This is a genomic window from Fimbriimonadaceae bacterium, assembly GCA_023957775.1.
Taxonomy (GTDB): domain Bacteria; phylum Armatimonadota; class Fimbriimonadia; order Fimbriimonadales; family Fimbriimonadaceae; genus JAMLGR01.
In genome coordinates, this window is the sequence record JAMLGR010000012.1 from 16,475 (window position 1) to 36,457 (window position 19,983).

At 65.7% G+C, this 19,983-nt stretch carries 19 protein-coding genes; 3 read left to right on the forward strand and 16 right to left on the reverse strand.

All coding sequences use genetic code 11. The features are described 5' to 3' along the window. Positions 1 to 4: 4 nt before the first annotated feature. Complete coding sequence (locus M9921_10810; GenBank protein MCO5297337.1) at positions 5 to 772, reverse strand: FkbM family methyltransferase; 768 nt, start codon at positions 770 to 772, stop codon at positions 5 to 7. A gap of 102 nt (positions 773 to 874) precedes the next feature. Between M9921_10810 and M9921_10815 the strand changes: the two genes are divergently transcribed. Beyond that, entirely contained in the window at positions 875 to 1,570 is a 696-nt protein-coding gene (locus M9921_10815; GenBank protein MCO5297338.1) for a CAP domain-containing protein, read from the forward strand. A 42-nt stretch (positions 1,571 to 1,612) separates the two neighbouring features. Here the strand turns inward: M9921_10815 and M9921_10820 are convergent, their stop codons facing one another. The 4 genes from M9921_10820 to prpB all read right to left on the reverse strand — a co-directional run bounded on the left by M9921_10820 (position 1,613) and on the right by prpB (position 5,084). Next, positions 1,613 to 1,804, reverse strand: a complete 192-nt coding sequence (locus M9921_10820) for a hypothetical protein (protein MCO5297339.1) — start codon at positions 1,802 to 1,804, stop codon at positions 1,613 to 1,615. Further along, on the reverse strand, positions 1,804 to 2,718 hold the full coding sequence (locus M9921_10825; protein ID MCO5297340.1) for a hypothetical protein: 915 nt from the start codon (positions 2,716 to 2,718) through the stop codon (positions 1,804 to 1,806). Before M9921_10825 ends, M9921_10820 begins: the two co-directional genes overlap by 1 nt. A gap of 300 nt (positions 2,719 to 3,018) precedes the next feature. Then, complete coding sequence (locus M9921_10830) at positions 3,019 to 4,158, reverse strand: citrate synthase (protein ID MCO5297341.1); 1,140 nt, start codon at positions 4,156 to 4,158, stop codon at positions 3,019 to 3,021. 14 nt (positions 4,159 to 4,172) lie between these two features. After that, positions 4,173 to 5,084 (reverse strand): methylisocitrate lyase, encoded by a 912-nt coding sequence (gene prpB / locus M9921_10835; GenBank protein MCO5297342.1) that lies wholly within the window; start codon positions 5,082 to 5,084, stop codon positions 4,173 to 4,175. Positions 5,085 to 5,255: 171 nt separating this feature from the next. On the opposite strand from prpB, the gene M9921_10840 reads away from it, so the two are divergent. Then, positions 5,256 to 7,514 carry a S9 family peptidase gene (locus tag M9921_10840; protein ID MCO5297343.1) on the forward strand — a complete coding sequence of 753 codons (2,259 nt, stop codon included), beginning with the start codon at positions 5,256 to 5,258 and terminating at the stop codon, positions 7,512 to 7,514. A gap of 62 nt (positions 7,515 to 7,576) precedes the next feature. On the opposite strand, the gene M9921_10845 is transcribed toward M9921_10840, so the two are convergent. From M9921_10845 to M9921_10895, 11 genes are all read right to left on the reverse strand, one after another. Beyond that, positions 7,577 to 8,626: a cyclopropane-fatty-acyl-phospholipid synthase family protein gene (locus tag M9921_10845; protein MCO5297344.1), complete on the reverse strand. Its 1,050-nt coding sequence runs from the start codon at positions 8,624 to 8,626 to the stop codon at positions 7,577 to 7,579. Further along, on the reverse strand, positions 8,619 to 9,410 hold the full coding sequence (locus tag M9921_10850; protein MCO5297345.1) for a DUF1295 domain-containing protein: 792 nt from the start codon (positions 9,408 to 9,410) through the stop codon (positions 8,619 to 8,621). Before M9921_10850 ends, M9921_10845 begins: the two co-directional genes overlap by 8 nt. Beyond that, entirely contained in the window at positions 9,407 to 9,802 is a 396-nt protein-coding gene (locus M9921_10855) for an AhpC/TSA family protein (GenBank protein ID MCO5297346.1), read from the reverse strand. Before M9921_10855 ends, M9921_10850 begins: the two co-directional genes overlap by 4 nt. 104 nt (positions 9,803 to 9,906) lie before the next feature. Continuing rightward, on the reverse strand, positions 9,907 to 11,157 hold the full coding sequence (locus M9921_10860; protein MCO5297347.1) for a cyclopropane-fatty-acyl-phospholipid synthase family protein: 1,251 nt from the start codon (positions 11,155 to 11,157) through the stop codon (positions 9,907 to 9,909). Beyond that, positions 11,154 to 11,909 carry a DUF1365 domain-containing protein gene (locus tag M9921_10865; protein ID MCO5297348.1) on the reverse strand — a complete coding sequence of 252 codons (756 nt, stop codon included), beginning with the start codon at positions 11,907 to 11,909 and terminating at the stop codon, positions 11,154 to 11,156. The genes M9921_10860 and M9921_10865 overlap by 4 nt, the downstream gene beginning before the upstream one ends. Next, positions 11,906 to 13,141 carry an FAD-dependent oxidoreductase gene (locus M9921_10870; GenBank protein MCO5297349.1) on the reverse strand — a complete coding sequence of 412 codons (1,236 nt, stop codon included), beginning with the start codon at positions 13,139 to 13,141 and terminating at the stop codon, positions 11,906 to 11,908. The genes M9921_10865 and M9921_10870 overlap by 4 nt, the downstream gene beginning before the upstream one ends. Positions 13,142 to 13,179: 38 nt before the next feature. After that, positions 13,180 to 13,935: a DUF1080 domain-containing protein gene (locus M9921_10875; protein ID MCO5297350.1), complete on the reverse strand. Its 756-nt coding sequence runs from the start codon at positions 13,933 to 13,935 to the stop codon at positions 13,180 to 13,182. 16 nt (positions 13,936 to 13,951) lie between these two features. Beyond that, positions 13,952 to 14,950, reverse strand: a complete 999-nt coding sequence (locus tag M9921_10880; protein ID MCO5297351.1) for an inorganic phosphate transporter — start codon at positions 14,948 to 14,950, stop codon at positions 13,952 to 13,954. After that, positions 14,943 to 15,572: a DUF47 family protein gene (locus M9921_10885; GenBank protein ID MCO5297352.1), complete on the reverse strand. Its 630-nt coding sequence runs from the start codon at positions 15,570 to 15,572 to the stop codon at positions 14,943 to 14,945. The genes M9921_10880 and M9921_10885 overlap by 8 nt, the downstream gene beginning before the upstream one ends. 115 nt (positions 15,573 to 15,687) lie before the next feature. Next, on the reverse strand, positions 15,688 to 17,220 hold the full coding sequence (locus M9921_10890; GenBank protein ID MCO5297353.1) for a CHAD domain-containing protein: 1,533 nt from the start codon (positions 17,218 to 17,220) through the stop codon (positions 15,688 to 15,690). A 55-nt stretch (positions 17,221 to 17,275) separates the two neighbouring features. Then, complete coding sequence (locus M9921_10895; protein ID MCO5297354.1) at positions 17,276 to 18,904, reverse strand: DUF2961 domain-containing protein; 1,629 nt, start codon at positions 18,902 to 18,904, stop codon at positions 17,276 to 17,278. Between the two features lie 106 nt (positions 18,905 to 19,010). Here M9921_10895 and M9921_10900 point away from each other — a divergent pair, with 106 nt between their 5' ends. Then, positions 19,011 to 19,937 (forward strand): metallophosphoesterase, encoded by a 927-nt coding sequence (locus M9921_10900; GenBank protein ID MCO5297355.1) that lies wholly within the window; start codon positions 19,011 to 19,013, stop codon positions 19,935 to 19,937. Positions 19,938 to 19,983 lie beyond the last annotated feature (46 nt).

Here is a 19,983-nt window from a genome sequence, read left to right on the forward strand (position 1 = left end):
TTCGTCAAAGGCCCGCTTGCAGAAACGCCGTCAGCAACGCCTCCGGCACGGCGCGGGTCGGGCTGATCGCCAAGATCTCCGTTTCCATCCGAGAGACGCCTCCCGCGAGCGCAATCTGTGAACGCTCGGGGACATGACACCGGAGCCCGAACCCTTCCAGCAGGTTCAAACAGTCCGCGTGCAGAGTGGGCGAGTGCGTGGCGACCAGGGTCGCCGCCGGTTGGCTCCGCAAAGCCCGCTCGGCTCCGCGCAGCACCGCAACCTCGGCGCCCTCGACATCGAGCTTCAGCCAGGTCGGAGGCTTGCATCGACCGGAAGCGACCAACGCGTCCACCGTGTGGGTTTGGACGTATGTTCGTCCGGTGCCTAATTGTCGGGTGCCCGAACCCGTACCACCTCCGAAGCGCGACTTCCCGACGGTGTCCGAGAACGCCCAGGGGAGAACCTCGACGTTGGCCGCGCGGTTCGCCCTCACGTGCCCCTTGAGGAACGACCGGTTCTTGCGCGACGGTTCGAACGCGTAGACCTGACCCGCCGGTCCGACCGCCCGATGGGCGAGGAGCGTGACGTAGCCGTAGTGCGCGCCCACGTCCCAGAAGACGTCACCCGGCTCCACCAGCCCCGCCAGCGGCTCCCACCGGGCGGCTTCGTACGTGCCTTTCCGGTATGGAGCGCCGCATGCCTTGCTGCAGATCAGGCCTTGGTTGGGCCCGGCGGGAATGGGCGCGAACACATGCTTGAGAATCGGTCGCAGGAAGGTTCTCAAGCGCATCGGAGCCACGTTACCCGCCGCAGCACCGATGCCCCCATCATGGTATTCGACAGGAGGCGATGGTACAGTGGGTGCGTCGCATCGTCGAGGGGACGGGGAAGGATGTTTACGACCGCGGTAGTCGCGTTGGTGGGGATGTGCCAGCTTGTGGGTGGGGCCGACGACGCCTCGGCCGAGGTGGTGGTGCTGACCAACCTCGAGCGGGCGAAGGTGGGCCTGGGTCCGCTCAAGGTGGGGACCCACGAAACCGAATCGGCCAAGTGGCTTTCGGAGGACATGGGGAACGCCGACACGGCCCGCCACATCGACTCTTTGGGGAGGGGGTTTGCCGAGCGCGCTGCGGCGTTCGAGATTCAGATCCCGCTGGGCGAGAACTACGCCGCCGGATTCCGCACGTCGCAGCAGCTCGTGACGGCCTGGTTGGGCAGTCCGAAGCACCGCGCGAACATGCTCGCACCCGACGCAAAGCTCATCGGGGTCGGCCACGCCGTGCGGCCCAAAGGGCTCCGAAACTACTGGACGATGGTGGTTGCGGACTTTGACGACTGTGTTGCGGTGATCGACAACGAGGCGGTGGAGACGAGCCGCGGCGAAGTGAGCGTGTACGTACGCGGTCGTCCCACGTCGCAGCACGCGCGGCTTTCCAACGACGGCGACACTTGGAGCCAGTGGCTCCCCCTCGGAAAGCCGCTGCCCTGGAAACTCTCCGAGGGCCCGGGGTTGAAGACCGTGTTGGTCGAGGTCGAGGACGTCACCGGCAAGATGGCCCGCGCCTCCGACACCATCGTCCTGCGTTAACTCGTGGGGGTGCGCCGACTTCATCGGCGCACCCAAAAGGGCTTAGCTGCCCTCGCCGGGGGCGCCTCCAGGCATCCCTTGGCGGGCCCGCTGCTCCGGCGGGACCATGTTGGGATCCGCCGTCTTCACCGCGGGCGCGGGGCCCTCGGGAGCCGGCTCGTCCTTGGCGCCGCCCGAGCAGCCGACCGAAATGGCGAACAAGGCCAAGGCCATGAGGAAGGGGACGACCTTCACTAGGGCGCCACCAACGGAGTGTCCCAGTTCTGGAAGTCGATGTCGGGCCGGAACAGGTAGGGGTGGCAGTAGTTCGCATCCCAGAACCGTGCGCCGCCCGGGCGGAATCGGTCGACCTCTTGACCGAGGTAGTAAGCGAAGGGGTCGCTCCTCGGGTCCTGCAGCTTGTTGTCCTGGTACACGCCGATCCTGCGCGCCTTGGCGTGGCCGTCGGCGTACGCGTACGTCAGCGTTCGGTTGTGCATGTCCCAACCCAGCGTGCTCACGTTCGACGTGTAGAAGCTGATCTCGCCGTTCGCCGCGCAACCGGCCTTCGCAGGCACGTAGCGGCACGGTGCGGCCGCGTTCGTGCAGATGAGCTGCGGCGACGCGTAGCCCGCGCCCTTGAGCGAGCGGTGGCCCTGGCCCGGCCACCACACGATCAACCCGGCCGGGTTCGCGATGGCGGTAGACGAGTAGCTCTGCAGGAGACCGTTGTACGTGTAGGTCACCAACTGGGCGTTCGTGGGCACCGTGGTGATGCCCGCCTGCGTGAACACGCCCGCGGGAAGCGGGCTGCGCTCGATGCCCGTGGGATCCTGGTAGATCGCCGTGTTCTTGATGTAAGGCTGCACCGAGTTGTAGTAGAACGTGTTGATCGCGTCCGCGGTCGCGGCCGGGGTGGTGGGGAGAATCAGCGAGCTCAGCGGAATGAAGCGGTCCCACGCCCAGTTGATGGACGCCGGGAACAAGGGCGTCGCGATGCCGTACGTGTCGTCGTTGTCCACGAGGTACATCTGGCCCGCGATCGACAGCTGCTTGACGTTGCTGATCGCCTGGACCTTCTTCGCAGCGGCCTTGGCCTGCGCGAAGACAGGGAAGAGAATGGCCGCGAGAATCGCGATGATCGCGATGACGACCAGAAGTTCAATCAAAGTAAACGCTTTGCGCAACGGAACGACTCCTGAAAGACCGAAACGCCACTCGGCGCCTCGAACAACCTTCGGCTTTGAACGATCCCAAAGCCGGCCACGACGAAAGACCTTCTGGTACCCCCCGCCTTCCAATCGCGCTCGCGCGCGCTCCAGCTCCCTGCACCTTAGGCAACGCCCGCAATCCGGTTCCTACCGAACCTGGGGCGCAAGGAATTATACAGTGACTTTCGCCGAACTGGCAGGTCGTTTTTGCAGGGCCCCGACCCTCAAAAGGTCGAGGCCCACTTGGGAGACCCGCGCTCAGCGCGCGTCGATCGGGGTGAACGGCACGTTGGTCGGCCCTTCGTAGATGCACTTGGGGCGGATGAGGCGGTTGTTGTCGATCTGCTCGATCATGTGCGCGCTCCATCCGGTCACGCGCGCGATCACGAAGATCGGCGTGTACAGCTCGATCGGAATGCCGAGCAGGTAGTACGCGTAGGCGGCGGGGAAGTCCACGTTCGGGTGGATGTTCTTCTCCTCGAGCATCACCCGCTCGAGGATGTCGGCGATGTCGCCCCACTTCGTCACGCCCTTGCGGCGGCCGATCTCCTTGGCCATCTGCGTGAGGATCCCGGCCCGGCTGTCCGCCTTCTTGTACTCGCGGTGGCCGAAGCCCATGATCTTCTTCTTGGTGGCCAGCGCATCCCGAATCCACGCTTCCGCGTTCTCCGGCGTGCCGATCTCCTTGAGCATCTTCATCGCCTCCTCGTTGGCGCCGCCGTGGAGCGGGCCTTTGAGGGTGCCGATGCCCGTGACGATGCCGCTGTAGAGGTCGCTGAGCGTGGCGACCGTCACGCGGGCGGCAAACGTCGACGCGTTGAACCCGTGCTCCGCATAAAGCGTGAGCGATGCATCCATCGCCATCTCGGTGAACTCGTCCGGCTTCTCGCCGCCGTGCAGGATGTAGAGGAAGTTCGCGGCCGTGTTCAGCGACGGATCGGGCTTGACGATGTCCTGCCCGTGCTGGATCCGGTAGCCGTTCGCCACGATCGTCGGCGCCTTCGCCATGATCCGGACGGCCTTGCGGACGTTCGCGTCGTGGTCGTTCTTGTCGTAGTCGGGATCGTACGGCGCCAGCACCGCGTACGCGGCCCGGGTGACGTCCATCGGGTGGGCGTTCTTCGGCATCGCGCGCAACGCGTCGTACACCTGCGGGGGCACCTCGCGCTCTTCGCCCAACGTCTTGCGGAACGCGGCCAACTCGTCCCGATTGGGCAGCTTGCCGTAGAACAGCAGGTAGGCCGTCTCCTCGAAGGAACCCTTCTCCGCCAGGTCGTGCACGTCGATGCCTCGGTAAACGAGACTGCTGCGGTCGGAATCGATCTGGCTAATCTTGGAAATGCCGCCGATCACGCCTTCGAGACCGGGGCTGTAGTTGGGGTAAGTGGTTGCTGCCATTTCCTAGTCCTTCTTCAAAGCTCTTTGTTCAGTTGCGTGCCGTCTACCTCGTCGCTCCACGCCCGATCTTGCGCTTCGTAGGCCGGGTATTCGATGAGATCGTAAAGCTCGGCCCGTGTCCGCATCGAGTCGAGGAATCCAGCTTGCGTGCCGGTCTCCAAGAGCTCCTTGTAGGCGTCCGTGACGGCCTTCAGCATGACCCGGAAAGCGGTCATCGGATAGATGACGAGATTGTACCCAAGGGACCCGAAATCCGAGAGGGTGAGAAGGGGGGTCTTCCCGAACTCCGTCATGTTCGCAAGCAGCGGCGCGGACACCCCCTTTCGGAACGCCTCGAACTCGGCCTCCGACTGCAGCCCCTCGGGAAACACCGCGTCCGCTCCGTGGTCGACGTAGAGCTTCGCACGGTCGATCGCCGCGTCCAACCCCTCGACGCCTCGGGCGTCGGTCCGGGCCACGATGAGGAACGCCGGATCGCGCCTCGACGCCACCGCCGCGCGCACCTTCTTGGCCATCTCGTGCGGGGCGATCACCGCCTTCCCATCGAGGTGCCCGCAGCGTTTCGGGCTGACCTGGTCCTCTAGATGGATGCCCGCCAGACCCGCGCGCTCCATCTCGCGCACCGTCCGCGCCACGTTGAGCGTCTCGCCGTAGCCCGTGTCGGCGTCCGCGATCACGGGCACCGGCGCCGCCTGGCACACGTACGCCGCCTGCTGCGCCATCTCCGTGAGCGTGAGGAGCGCGATGTCCGGCACGGCGAGCAGTGCGTTGGTCACCCCCGCGCCGCTCAGATACAGCCCCTCCGCGCCCGCCGAGTGCGCGGCCTTGGCCGTGATCGCATTGAACACGCCGGGAAGGCAAACGACGCCGTCGGCCATGCGCTCGCGCAACGCGCGTCCAGGCGATTCGGGACCTCGATGCAGCATGGGGGGAGGATACCGGGAGACGGGAGACGGGAATCGGGAGACGGGAATCGGGAGACGGGAGTCGGGAATCGGGAATCGGGAGACGGGAATCGGGAGACGGGAGTCGGGAATCGGGGGGGGATCGGGCGTGCGCAGGACCGCTGCCCGCCCGCCCCGAACCTAAGAAATGCCATGATTCGCCGTCTTTCCTTCGCTCCACTCCTGCTCCTCAGTACCCTCGCCCTTGCGGGCTCGCCGGTTCCCAGCGGCCCCACCCCGGCCGACCTCAAGGCGGCCTACGAGCGGGCCGACCAGATCGCCCAGGCGCGGGGAGCGGCGCGGATGCTGCAGCTCGAGCCGCACTGGTTCGCGGGCGATCGCTTCCTCTGGTACCGCAAAGCGCTGGCCCAAGGAGCCAGCGAGTTCGTGCTGGTCGATATCGAGAAGCGCATGAAGAACCCCGCGTTCGACCACCAGAAGCTGGCCGCGGCGCTGGCCCAAGCCTCGGGCAAGAAGGTCGACGGCGCGAAACTCCCGTTCCAGGAGATCACGCTGGCCGACAACCTCAAAACCGTCCAGTTCGACTGGGACAACAAACGATGGGAGTGCGATCTCGCCGCCTATGCGTGCAAATCGATCGGCGACGCATCCACGCCTCCCCGGGGTCCCGGGCGAGGCGGACGCCCAGCCCCTCGCCAAGGGGCGCGCCAGGGCCCGAACCGCTCGCCAGACCAGAAGCTCGTTGCCCGCCTCGAAGACGGCAAGATCGTCGTGGCCTCCACGGCCGACGATTCCCGTGTCTTCGAGAGCGCGCTCGACTCCTTCGCCGCCGTTCGATGGGCGCCGTCGGGCGACCGGCTCGTCGCCTTCCGCGTGCTTCCCGGCGACCGGAAGCAGGTGTTCCTCATCGAGTCCTCTCCGCGCGACGGCGGGCGCGCCAAGTTGGTGCAGCGCGATTACGATCTGCCGGGCGACAAGCTCGATACCTTCGAAACCTACGTGATCGAGCTCGGCGCCAAGAAGGAAACCAAGGTGGACCTGGCTCCCATCTACACCGGCGGACGGCCGTACCTCGGCCCTCCAAACCTCGACTGGACGCGCGACGGCAAGGCGTTCCGCATGACGATCGTCGAACGCGGCTACCAGCGCGCCTTCGTCGTGGATGTGAACCTCGCCACCCTAGCCGTCAAGACCCTGGTGGACGAGCGGCCCGAGACCTTCGTCGACTCGACCAGCCTCATGCGCGAAGACTTCAGGGACTCGGATGAGATGCTCTGGCGGTCCGAGCGCGACGGGTGGGGCCGGCTCTATCTCGTGGACACGGCCAAAGGCGCGGTCAACAACGCCGTCACCCCACCCAACTGGATCGTGCGATCGATCGTCCACGTGGACGAAAAGGCGCGCACCGTGATCTTCACGGCCAACAACACGGACCCCGCGGAGGATCCGTACTACATCCACGCGTTCCGTGTGAACCTCGACGGCACAGGCTTGGTGGCGCTCACCGACGGCGACGGCACGCACACCCCACGCTTCGCGCCGGGTTGGGGCAGCCTCGTGGACACTTACTCGCGCGTCGACTCTCCACCGGTGCACGTGTTGCGCACCGTGGGCAGCCCCGCCCCGTTCGTGCTGGAGACGGCGGACCTCGAGGATTGGAAGGCGTTCCACGTGCCCGACGTTGAGCGCTTTTCGGCAAAGGGGCGCGACGGGGAGAGCGAGATCTACGGCGTGGTCTACCGCCCGAGCGACTTCGACCCCTCGAAGCGCTACCCCATCATCGAGAACCTCTACGCAGGGCCGCACGACTCGTTCGTTCCCAAGGCGTTCAGCGCCCTCAACGGGATGCAGCAGATGGCCGAACTCGGGTTCATCGTCGTGCAGATCGACGGCATGGGCACCCGCAACCGGGGCAAGAAGTTCCACGACGTGTGCTGGAAGAACATCGCCGACGCGGGTTTCCCCGACCGCATCCTCTGGATGAAGGCCCTCGCCGCGAAGTACCCGTACGTGGACATCTCGCGCGTCGGGGTGTACGGCACCTCCGCCGGAGGGCAAAGCTCGACGGGCGCGCTCCTGTTCCACCCCGAGTTCTACAAGGTGGCCGTCTCCTCGTGCGGTTGCCACGACAACCGCATGGACAAGGTGTGGTGGAACGAGCAGTGGATGGGCGTCCTCGGCCCGCACTACGAGGCTCAATCGAACATCACCAACGCCGGCAAGCTCGAGGGCAACCTCCTTCTGATGCTCGGCGAGATGGACACGAACGTTCCGCCCGAGTCCACCCTGCGCCTCGTGGACGCCCTCATCAAGGCCAAGAAGGAGTTCGACTTCGTGATGCTGCCCGGCTTCGACCACACCAGCGGGGGGCCCTACGGCGAGCGGAAGCGGAGGGACTTCTTCGTGAAGCACCTGCTGGGGGTGGAACCGCCAAGCTGGAACGGAGGATAGGGGCGCTTATCGTTTGTCGTTTTTCGTTTTTCGTTTGTCGGGGGGAGTCCGGCGACAAACGATCAACGATCAACCACAAACAAGGTTTGCGAGACGCCCCACTCCTGGCCCTTGTCCAGCCCGAACATCTCCGCGCAGGCCATGAAGAAGATGCGCCACCGTTGGAGCCAGCGGGCCGCCTCTTCCGCGCCGTAGTGGTCGGCGAGGATTGCCAAGGCCTCGTCGCGCCGGGCGTCGAGCCGTTCCAACCATGCGTTGGACGTCTTCTCGTAGTGCGTGCCGTCCCACTCCCAGCGGTCCACCAGCGCCAACGCGTCTTGGAACGAAGGCAGGAGGTCGGTGCTGGGCATGATCCCGCCGGTGAAGAAGTGCCGGCCCATCCAGTTGCCCGACCCCTCGGTGTCGAACGTGTAGGGGAACCGGGCGTGCCGGAAGACGTGGAAGAAGGCGAGCCCCTCCGGCGCGAGCCAACCGGCCATGCGCTCGAAGAGCACCGGGTGGTTGCGCACGTGTTCGAGCATCTCGATCGAGACGATCCTATCGAACGTCGCTCCCGGCTCGAAAGTGTTCACGTCCGCGGTGCGGATCTCCAGGTTCTGCAATCCCCGGCGCCGGGCCTCGTCGAGGATGAAACCGCGCTGGGGCGCCGAGTTGGACACGCCTACGATGGACGCCCCCGGGAACCGCTCCGCCAAGTAGAGGCTCAGGGAACCCCACCCGCACCCGAGGTCGAGGACGCGCTGGCCGTCCTCGATGCGCGCCCGCTCCGCGTACGTCGCCAGAGCGCGCTCCTCCGCTTCGGCAAGGGTCGCCACGCCGGGAGCCCATTCGCAGCACGAGTATTTGCGCCTCGGGCCCAACACCAGCTCGAAGAAGCGGGGCGGAAGCTCGTAGTGCTGGGCGTTGGCCTCCTCGGTGGCCTCGGCGATGGGGGCGTCCTCCAGAGCGCGGACGAACGCCGACAGCGCGGCCTCCTCCGAGCCGTCGCACGCGCGTTCGACGGCGCGGAGGCGGTTGCGCGAAGCCGAGCGGATCGCGGCGCGGATCACGCTGTCCGGAACGAGCGCACGCTCGGCGAGCGCGAGGCCTGCGGAAACGACGAGTTCAGCCATGGGTTGCCTCCTTGGGCGGGAGCGGGATGAAGGGGGACGTGGTGCGCTGGTATTCGCGGTAGGCATCGCCCCGAGAGAGAAGGGAGCGGGCTTCCGTGAGCGGGATCCCCGTCACCTTGGTGAGGAAGAGGAGCATCACGAGCATGCCCGCGACGGCGAGCCACACCAGCGGTCCGCCCATCGCCAGCAGCACGTAGCCGCCCCAGTGCACCCACTCGAAGAAGTAGTTGGGGTGGCGCGACCACGCCCACATGCCATGGCTGCACACCTTGCCCTTGTTGTCCGGATCGGATCGGAACGCCTGCAATTGACGGTCGGCGATGCTCTCGCCGGTCACACCCAGAAGCCAGACCCCGATCCCGAGAACGTCCAGAAGCGAAGGCGATGGAGATGCGTTCGAAGCCGCGGCGAGCATGGGCAGGGCGAACATCACCGCCCAAAACGCCTGGATCTGGAAGAAGCCGAACATGAGCGGCTGGGTCTTGGGCCCCCACTTCTCGCGCAGCATGCGGTAGCGTCCGTCTTCTTCCTCGCCGGAAACGCGCACGAACAGCATCCCGCCCAAACGGAAGGCCCAGACGCCCGCGAGCACCGCCGTGATCAAGCGGCGGGTCGGATCGCCGTCCGCGACCGCGGCGAACCAGAGAGCGCACAAGCCGGTTCCGAAGCTCCACGCGACGTCCACGATCCCGGCGTTGTGCCGGCGGTACTGGACCCACCAAAGGCCGCCCATCATCGCGGCCATCGCGCACCAAGCGATGCCGATGGCTTGCCACACGCTCATCGGGAGCCCTCCCATCGAGCCAGGGCCAGGTAGTCGGGAACCTCGGACGGGTCCTTGCTGCGGTGCGCCTTCACCAGTTCGCCGTCCACGACGAGAAACACCCCCGGCAGTTGGGACGCGTCCCCCTCCGTCGGACCCTGGCGGAACCCTCTGCCGAACGCGCGCGCCGCGCCCAACCACATCTTGGGACCGAGCAGAGCGCCCAACGACCCTCGCTGCAGATCCAGAGCCTGGTACAGCTTCCGCTCGGGATCGGCGAAACGGGGCACGTCCCCAACGCCGAACTCCTCGAAGAACGGTGCGGCTTTCTCCTCGGTGCTCATATGGACGAACGCCACCTGCGTTCCCATCCGCTCGATCTCTCCGCGCAGCCGCGCCACGTCGGAGACCATCTCGCGGCAGAAGATTCACCCAAAGTGCCGAATCACCACCAACAGCAGGGGTTTCTCCCGCGAGAGCAACGCGATCGCGTCCCACTGGGGGAGTTCGAGAAGGGTCATCGCCATACGGTCTCCTTCGAAGCCAGCTCTCCGCGCGGCACCGCGCCGGACCACCTGGGTTTGGCGAGCACCATCTGGACGTCGCCCACGTGCCGCTCGGCGAAACCCGCCTCGCAGTACCGCAGGTAGAACTCCCACAGTCGGAGGAGGCGCTCCGGGTAACCGAGCGCGCGCGCCTCTTCCCTGCGCGCAACGAACCGCTCCCGCCACAGGCGGAGGGTGGTGGCATAGTGCGGACCGATCTCCTCGAGGTCCACCAGCCGAAGGTCCGAGGCGCGCGTCATCGCCTGCTGCATCGCCGTCCTCGAAGGGCAGCAGCTGCCCGGGAAGATGACGTGGCGGATGAAGTCGACGGAGCGCACGTACTGGGCGTAACGCTGGTCCGGCATCGTGATCGCCTGCACGGCCATGGCGCCCTGGGGCCGCAGCAGCTCCGCACACTTGGCGAAGAAACGTGGGAGGTTCTCGTGGCCAACGGCCTCGATCATCTCGATCGACACGATCCGGTCGAACTTGCCCTGAAGGTCGCGGTAATCCTTGAGGAGCACCTCCACCCGGTCCTGAAGTCCGGCCTCCTGGATGCGGCTGCTGGCCAGCGCGTGCTGTTGGCGCGAGATCGTCGTAGTCGTGACGCGGCACCCGAACTCCTTGGCGGCCATCAGCGCGAAGCTCCCCCACCCGCTTCCGATTTCGAGCACGTGGTGGCCCGGGTTGAGTTCGAGCTTGCGGCAAAGGCGGCGGAGCTTGGCTTCGGACGCTTGCTCGAGCGTGGCCTCGGGGTGCTCGAAGAACCCGCACGAGTACGTCATGCTCTCGTCGAGGAACAGCGAGAAGAACTCGTTCCCGAGATCGTAGTGCGCGTGGATGTTCGCGCGGCTGTTGGCCTTCGTGTTGCGCCGCCCGAGGTGGCGCAGCAGGTTGGGCAGCGACATCAGCCAGGCGAGGCGGCGCTCCAGGGGACTCTCATGGCCGATGCGCCGCACCAGGATCTGGAACAAGGCCGTGAGGTCGTCGCTGTCCCAGGTGCCGTCTCCGTACGCTTGCGACGCCCCGATCGAACCGCGAAACGCAAGCTGGCGGTACGTGGCCGGATCGTGGACCACGAGCTGGGCGCGCAGGGGGCGGCTGGGATCGACCGCACCGAGCCGAAGCTCTCGATGCGGGTCTTTCAGGAGGATTTCCCCTCCCTGCAGCCGATCGAGGGCGGCGATCACGGCTCGGCGACACAGAGCATCGAGTGGTTTCATGGTTGCATCTCGGGCAGATGGTTCTTGGAGGGATGGCGCTGGTAGGGAACGCCCTTGCGCCACAGCTTGAGCGCTTGGAAATAGATGCCCGCGATCACGCGGTGCGTCATCAGCGGGTGACGCCAGGACAGCCGCCGCCACTCGCTTGCGGTGAGCGGGCGGCGACGCATGACGAGCGTGGCGTCCAGGACTTTGTCGTCGCGCTCGAAGCTCTCCATGTGCACGACCAGGTTCTCGCCGGGAGGCTCGAAGCGCCATGAGTAGCGCTGGTCCATCCCCATGAAGGGCGACACGTGGAACTCCTTGCTGAACCGGCCGAGACCCTCTTCGGAGCTGCGCTGCACGTAGCAGTGGGTCTCGCCCCACGGCGTGTTGTGCACCTCGCTCACGATGGCCTCCACGCGCGTGTCGGCCTCGTCGAAGCAGTAGAGGAAGGAGACGGGATTGAACCGGAAACCCGCGGTGCGCGGGTGGGTGAGCATCCGTACCGGACCCAGGTTCTCCAGCCCAAGCCGCTCGGCCGCGAGCGCGCGGGCCGCGTGGTCCAAGCGCACTCCGGGTTCGCCGAAGTGCTCCTCCCGGCGAATGCCGCGGGCGAGCTTCTTCAACAGAGGCTCCTTCTGGACCGAGCCGTCGAGGGGCCACAACTCCTCGAGGTCCACGTAAGCCATGTGGAGGTCGTAGCGAAACGCGTGGGGACGGGGCGCGAAGCGCCGGTGGCGCACCCAGCCGTCGTAGAAGGCGCTCTTCATGCCTTGCCTCCGAACGCAGCGGCGACCTCGAGCGCGCTCCGGACCCCGTCCTCGTGGAAGCCGTAGCCCCAGTACGCCCCGCAATACGAGATGCGGTTGTGGCGGAGCATCGAGGCGCGGCGCTCTCGCGCGGCCATCCCTTCGACGGTGGTCACGGGGTGGTGGTACGTGAAGCGGCGCAGCACCTTTTCGGGTGCGATTCCCCGCTCGTTGAGCGAGACGCAAAACGTGCTCGTCGAGCGAAGCGACTGCAGCAGGTTCATATGGTAGGTTACGGCGGCGGGGGCATCGGGTTGGGTTCCCGCGTGGTAGTTCCAACTCGCCCAAGCCGCTTTCGAGCGCGGCAGGACCGAGGTGTCGGTGTGCAGCACGACGTCGTTCGGCTGGTACGGGAAAGCGCTCAGCGCGGCGCACTCCGAGTCCGTAGGGTCTGTGAGCGCGTCCAGCGCCTGATCGGCGTGGCAGGCGAACACCAACTCGTCGAATCGCTCTGCGCCTCGAGTCGAGACGACCTCGACGCCGTCCTGTGTGCGCCTCACGGCGTGCACGGGCGAGCTTGTCCGAAACTCGACGCCGAGCCCCTTCAGAAGTTTGTCCACGTAGCGTTGGGACCCTCCCCGAACGACCTCCCACTGGGGCCGGTCCTCGAACTGCAGCATGCCGTGGGCCTGGAGGAAGCCGGCGACGAACCGGATGGGAAAGGCGCCAAAAAGGGATCCGGGACAGGACCAGAGCGCCGACCCAAGCGGCTGCAAGAACCGTTCGGCAAACTCGCGAGACCTTCCGCGGGATTGGACATAGGCGTCGACGGTCAGGCTGGCGGGCGCCTGGGCCAGCTCCTCGCCATCCCTGAAGAAACCGCGGATGTCCGCCAGCATCCTCCAGTGGCCGGGCTTGAGGACGCTGGCTGGCTGGGCGAAGAGCGTGCGGGGGCCCCGACCCGCATACTCGATGCCCGAGCGGTCGCACCGAACCCCGAACGACATGTCCGTCGGCTGGGTCTCGACGCCCAACTCGTCGAGCAGGGCGGAGAAGAGGGGGTAGTTGCGCCGGTTGAAGACGATGAAGCCCGTGTCCACCTGGAACTCCGACCGTCCATCGCTCACCGTGACAGTGGCGACATGTCCCCCGACCTTCGGGGCCGCTTCAAACAGGGTCACGCGGTGCTGGCGCGAAAGGGCCCGGGCTGCCACCAGCCCCGAGACGCCCCCACCCACCACCGCGATGTGCATTACATATCATTATACACTGATATGTAATGCATTGCAAATCAGGACTTCAGGGGCTGGATCTCGATCCTCCGAAACTCCACAGGATGGCTCTCCGACTGCAGGGAGATCGTGCCCCCGTCGATCAGCAGCTTGCCGTCCCTGATCAGGGTCTTCGCATCGGGGTCGTTCGGGTCGAACTGGATCTGCTCGTAGCGCAGCACCTCCTTCCCGTCAATGCGGTGGATCACGAGCCCCGCCCCATGGACTTCGACCTCGCACGAAACCCACTCTTCGCCGCGAAACGTGGGCGAGATCGAGTTCGTGCAGTGCTGGGTGATCAGCTTCCCGCCCATCACGATGTTCGTGCCGGGGGTGCACACGTTGCCGGTCGGCCGGTCGCCCGTGGCGTCGCCGCCCAGAAGCTGCACCTCGCACGAAACGGGGAAGTCCTGGTCGACGCGCATCGACTCGGGGGTCTGCCCATGGATCATGATCCCGCTATTCTTGAACGCCCACCCCGGGCCCCCCTCGATCTGCTTCCCGACGAAACGGTACTCGAGGCGCAACTTGTAGTTCGAGTACGGGGTCTTGTAGAAGAGGTGGCCGAACCTACCGTCGAACTTGCCGCCGTAGCCGTCGTACGACACCTTCAGCACGCCGTCCTCGACCCGGAAGGTGTTGGCGAAGTTCTCGCCCGCGGGGTAGTGGGTGATCTTGGGCGTCCATCCCGAGAGGTCGTGCCCGTTGAACAAAGGTTGCCACGCCTGAGGCGGGGAGGCGGGAGTGAGCAGAAGGGCCAGTGCGAGAAGGCTCATACCCGCATTGTAGTCTCTACCGCCAGAACAGGCTGAGCACCTCGAAGCACACGGCTCCGAAGGCGGCGGTGGCGGGAATCGTGATCACCCAAGCGATCACGACGCCCCTCGCGACCTGCCACCGAACGGCAGAGATCCTCTTGGACGCGCCCACACCGAAGATCGAAGCCGTGATCGCGTGGGTGGTCGAGATCGGCATCCCGAAATGGCTTGCCGCGAGGATGACGGCCGCGCCGGAGGTCTCCGCCGCGAAGCCGTGCACCGGCTCGAGGCGGATGATCTTGTGGCCCAGCGTCTTGATGATCCGCCAGCCTCCCGCCGCGGTGCCGAATCCCATCGCCGTGGCGCACGCAAGTTTCACCCAGAGCGGCACCTCCGGCTGGGCGAGCATCCCATTTGCGACCAACGCCAGGGTGATGATGCCCATGCTCTTCTGGGCGTCGTTCTGCCCGTGGGAGAACGCCATGAGCGCCGAGGACACCAGTTGCAGCTTTCGGAACGCCCCTCCCGCTTTGCCGGGGTGGACGTTGTGGAAGAAGCCCGCGATCAGGCGCATGACCAGGAATGCGACGAAGAACCCGACGATGGGGGACCCGACCAGAGGGAGGATCACCTTGTCGACCACTCCGTTCCACGTCACGATGGTCACCCCCCCCTTGGCGATTGCCGCCCCGAGAAGGCCGCCGATCAGCGCGTGCGAGGAGCTGGAGGGGATGCCGTAGACCCACGTGATCAGATTCCATCCGATCGCTCCCACCACGGCGGCGAGCACTACCACCTCGGTGGCTTGGGTCGGGTCCACGATGCCGCCCGCGATGGTTTTGGCGACGTGGGTGGCCACCATGGCCCCCGCCACGTTCAGCACGGCGGCCATCATTACGGCCTGTAGCGGCGTTAGGACTCGGGTCGACACGACGGTCGCGATCGCGTTGGCGGTGTCGTGGAAGCCGTTGATGTAATCGAACGCGAGGGCGCCGACGATCACCAGGACGAGCAGGATCGACAGCTCAGGCATATTTGTCGATGATCGTCCCGACGATCGCGGCGATGTGCTCGCACTTGTCGGAAGCCTGTTCGATCCGGTCGAACATCTCCTTCCACTTGATCACTTCCAGCGCTTCGATGCCCGGCTGGTCGAAGAGATTCTTGAGCGCCTTGCGAAACGCCTTGTCGCTCTGGTTCTCGACGGTGTGGATCTCGCGCAGAGTCTCGCGCAGCGAGACCGACTTGGAGAAGCCGTTGCGAAGCTCGCGAATCGCGCTGTCTGTGAGCTGGGTGAGGTGCTGCAGCAGTTCGACGACCGGTAGTAGATCCTCTCGGGGGCCTGTGAGCGAGTAAAGCTCGGCTCGCGCGGCCGCCGCCTCGATGAGATCGGTGACGTCGTCGAGGGCTTGGCTCAGCTCGCGGAGATCCTCCTTGTCCAGCGGTGTGATGAACATCGTGGCGAGTCGGTTCTGCAACTCGTGCGTGAGCGTGTCGCCCTCGCCTTCCAGTTCGTCGAGGACCTTCGCGTGGTGGGGCAGGTTGCCGAAGTCATGGACCATGGCCAGAAAGGCGTCCGCCGACCGCATAGCGATCTTGGCCTGACCCTCGAGAAGGTCGTAGACCACCGTCTCCTTCCGCATCTTCATCTTCATCAAATGCCGACCTCTCCGATGGAAGTTCTTTCTTCCAGTATGACCCTCAAGCCGACAGGAATCCATGGGAGAAACGGAGGACGGGGCGCTAAGGCCATTTGATCGGCCGAAGACCCTATGAGCGAGTTGACGGAAACGCCGACGATCGGCCTCGTTGGGGCACTTTGGAAGCTGCGGACGACGAACGGGCGAGGGATGAGTTGGCGTACCGCGGATCGCCCGTCACCTCGCGAACGAGGGCGTCCGCCAGCCACTGGGGGATCGCCGCCTCCGTATCGACGGACGGAAGCTCGACTTCCGCCAAGACGAGGTCGAGGCCCTCGAACTCGTCGATCTCCCACTTCAGCTCGCCCTCTTGGACGAAGTAACGGCGCTTCTTCAGGCGCCACCCTTCGGTGAGCGGCCACAACCGTTCGAATTCGCGTTCATCGAGGGGCTCCTCGAGTTCCTCGCGCACCAATCCCTCGCCGCGCTTCCATGTCCGCACCCACGACACGCGCCCGTCCTGGCACGTTCGCCTCAACCGTTCCCCTTCCCGCGCTTGGAAGTAACCCTGCTCGATCTCGACACACGGTGCCGACTGCGCGCGCTCGGGAACGGCCCGCAGGAGAAACTTCCTTTCGATCTCCAGGTGGATCGGGGTTGAGAGTCGCTTGGAAAGCTCCAGCGCAGGCGCCACCAGGCGGTCGGCAGCCGCCTTGAGCCCTGCCGTCGTCGCAGCCCATCGCTGGGCCCGAACCTCGTGAATCTGGCCGACGATGGCCACCCACCCGGGAATGGGGTCCTGGGATCGCAACAGCTTGAGCTCCTCCGAATCCTCGGTTCTTGCGGCGCGGGCGATCTGCCTTGCAAAGGCCCTCGCTTCCGACTCGATCACCGAGGCGCATGTTTCCACCCAAACGTCCGCGTCGTGCAGATCGCCCAGGAGATCCTGGAAGCTCTTGCAACGTTTCACCAGATCCGCGGCCAAAGGCTCGGCGCCCGCCAAAGGCTCGAGCAGATAGCGCAGGCGTTTGCCGGCGATTCGGGCGCGGTGGGCGTGCGCCCGGTCTCCGACACCCTCGACCCGCTCGATCCGCCTTCGGAGCGTTGTTGCCGCGCGCTCGATACGTTCTCCTGCGAGCTGTCGAAGCGTGGGGCCTTCCATTGCATCGGGACGCAAATCGCGAAGCTCGGTCTCAAGCGCGCGAAGGACCGACTCCAGATCCTCTTCGATCCGGCGAGCGGCCTTGCCGTCGGAGCGCTGTCGCCGCGCTTCGAGACGGGACACAAGGCGGTCGAGGCCGGCCCGCTCGGCCCGCTTGAGCAAGGATGCTCGGCTTCTCAGCCACTCGAGCTGAACCTCCAGGTCCCGGCTCGGGTTGGTGGTGCGAGCGATCCGGCTCAGGCGTCGCATCGACCCTCGGCCAACGCCCTTGCCCAGCACCGTCCCGTAGCCCGCCAACACGCTGCGAAGTCGGCGCATCGCTACGCGAAGGTCATGAAGGGCCTCGACGTCCTCCGAATCTCCGAGGCGAGCACGAGCCCCTCGAATCTCTTCGAGCTTGTCCCGAACCAGGGTAGCGACGGAACCGCGGGCAACCTCGCCGAGCGATTGGACCGTGAAGGAGCCATCTGCCACCCCGCCGTCTTCAGCTTGCGGGGACATACCTTCAAGGTACCCCGGGTTTTTCGCGGCCGGTCACCAGGTTTTTGGAGAGTGGCTAGCCGTACAACGTCGGTTTGCGCCACCACTCCTTGGCCTTGTCGAAGCCCCACTGTTTGACTCGCGGCCTGCGCTCGCGTAGGCGTATCGACTCGATGCCGAGGAAATGCCCGCGCGACGCGTTGTTCTTGCCCGTGCACTCCAGCCTCACCACGTACTCTCCCGGATCGGGCCAGAAGTCGAGCAGATGCACCTCGGCGGCCTCGACGTCCGGCGCGTAGAGGTCGAATGTCCCCAACGGAACGCGCACTGGAGCCTCGGGATACGCGCCCGTCGCGCCGACCTTGCTCAGGAACACCTTCCAAGTTCCGAAATCGTAGCTCTTGGTGAGCGAAAGCAAAAGGCGCAGCGGCTCCTTTTCGGCGATCGTGAACGGGACTTCGAACCACGCACCCTCGCCTTGGGCGCGGTAGAGGGCCTGCGGCCCGTCGAAGAACTCCAACTGCTGCGCCTCCGCCTTGCCTTCGCCGTGGCCGGCCAGATGGTCGCGCGCGAACGAAATCGTGCGTTCGAGGCTGGGGAGGCGGCGTTCGGCGCCCGAAGGCGCCCGTGCCGAGAACGTGGGTTGGCCCGTCTGGTACCAGAACGCAACGCTCGCAAAGTCGTCCTCGCGCTCGTTCCAGCTCATGCTCTTCTGGTCGGGATTCTCGTCGGGCGAGATCCACCCGAAGTGCTCGAACGTCACCTTGATCCCGTTTTGAAACACGAGGGGATCCTGGATGTGCCATCGATAGGCGCTCGTGTGGCCGCCCACGATGCCCCACTGGTCGAAGTACGGGACCCCGAAGTAAGGCGTGCTCGTGCGTTTCAATCCCCACGCCGAGAGGAAGTAGTCCTCGGTGCCCGTGCCCCAGATCGAGGGCTTGGGCTCGCCGTCCACATAGATCTTCTCGTCGCCCTCGCCGAACCACGAGGGGCTGCGCGTCCGCACGGCGAGGACCGTGCCCACGTAGTGGCCCTTGCCCTTCGTGTCGAGGACCACGTAGTCCTTGCCGTGCTGCACGGGATACTCCTGCCGGTACTGCGCATAGAAGTAGGGCGTGTCGGCGGGAAGCGAGTCGAGCTTGACCCAGTCGATGTTGTAGTAGAGGAGGTTGATCGGCTTGTCGCCCTGGTTGACGATCTCCACGCGCGCGGACTTGCGGAAGGGCATGTGCCAGAAGCAGTTGTACGAATCGGCGTCCTCGACGATCACGGGGACGCTGATCACCTCGCTGCGCTTGCCAAAGCAGTTGGCGAAGAAGTCGCCGACAGGCGCCTCAACCCCCGGCCGGTCGCTGCCGTCCCAATAGATGCGCAGCAGCATGTCCTGGTGGGTGGCCGAACCGTCTTTGGCCCACCCCTGCGGCTCGGGGCCGAGGAACGTGAACCACAGGTGGGTGATCATGCCGGGACCCTGGCGGTCCATCAGCACGTGGGTGGCGCCGGGCGCCACGCGGAAGTTGTCGTAGTTGCTCCGCTCCTCGAGATTGCCGAGGGGATCGGCCTTGGGGTCGTACTTGCCGTCCGCCCCTTTGCGGAACGTGGACGTCTCCCGCATGCTGCGGCCCTGAAGGGGCTTGGCCAGTTCCCCCAGAGGGCCCTGGGCGAGTGCGATCGTGGCGGCGATGGCAAGCGGAACGAACATCGTGATGCGAAGTTCGCGCCCGCGGGCTCAAACTCCTGTCGGCCCTTCGAGGCTTTGCCCGCAGATTTACAACTTCGCCCGGGTTTCGGACGATTCTTATCCTACAATGAAACCCGTGAACGGGATGGGTCCTGAGGAGCGGATCGAACGACCGGCCCCGCGGGCGGTGCTATCGAGGCGCGCGTTCCTGCAGGCCGGCTCCTTGTTCCTTGCGGGGGCGGCCTCGGGCGCGGCGTGGGGCCGGCTCGGACGACGGTCCGTCGCCAAGGTGGGGATTCTGGCCGACCTCCACCATGCGGACAAGATGGAAGCGGGGGGGCGATACTACCGGATGGCCCTGCCCAAGCTTCGCGAGGCGTTTCGGCTGCAGGCGCGCGAGGGCCTCGACCGCATCGTCCACCTCGGCGACCTCGTGGATTCCGTCAAAGACGTGGACCAGGAGGAGATCGCGATCCAGACCGTGGCCAACGAGTTCCGGGCCTTTGGGACGCCCTACCACTTCCTGATGGGGAACCACTGCCTGTCGGCGGTGGACAAATGCCGGTACCGCGATTTGACCAGTACGGCGGGGCGCCACGAGCACTTCGACGTCGGCGGGGTCCGTTTCCTTTGCCTCGACGCGTGTTTCCGGAGCGACGCCCGTCCGTATGCGCGCGGGAACTTCGATTGGCGCGACGCGGCGATCCCGTTTCCGCAGCGCGCTTGGCTGCGCCACGAGCTCCGCGACGCGCCGGGACCGTGCGTGGTGCTGGTGCACCAGTTGCTGGACCCCGTCCCGAACTACTGCGTGTCGAACCACGAGGAGGTACGGAACATCCTCGCCCGATCTGGGAAGGTCCTCGCGGTGATCCAGGGGCACTACCATCAGAACCGGTACACCGAGATCGACGGCATCCCCTACATCGTCCTGCGATCGCTGATCGAGGGGCCGAATGTGACGGATCGAGGTTCGTCCGTGTTGCAAGTGTTCGACGACGGGTCCGCCGTGCTCAAAGGCTTCTCCCTCCAGCACAGCTACGCGTTGAACAGATAGCAAGGCCCAAGCCAAGGCCTAAGGCCCAAGGCCCAAGGCCTAAGGC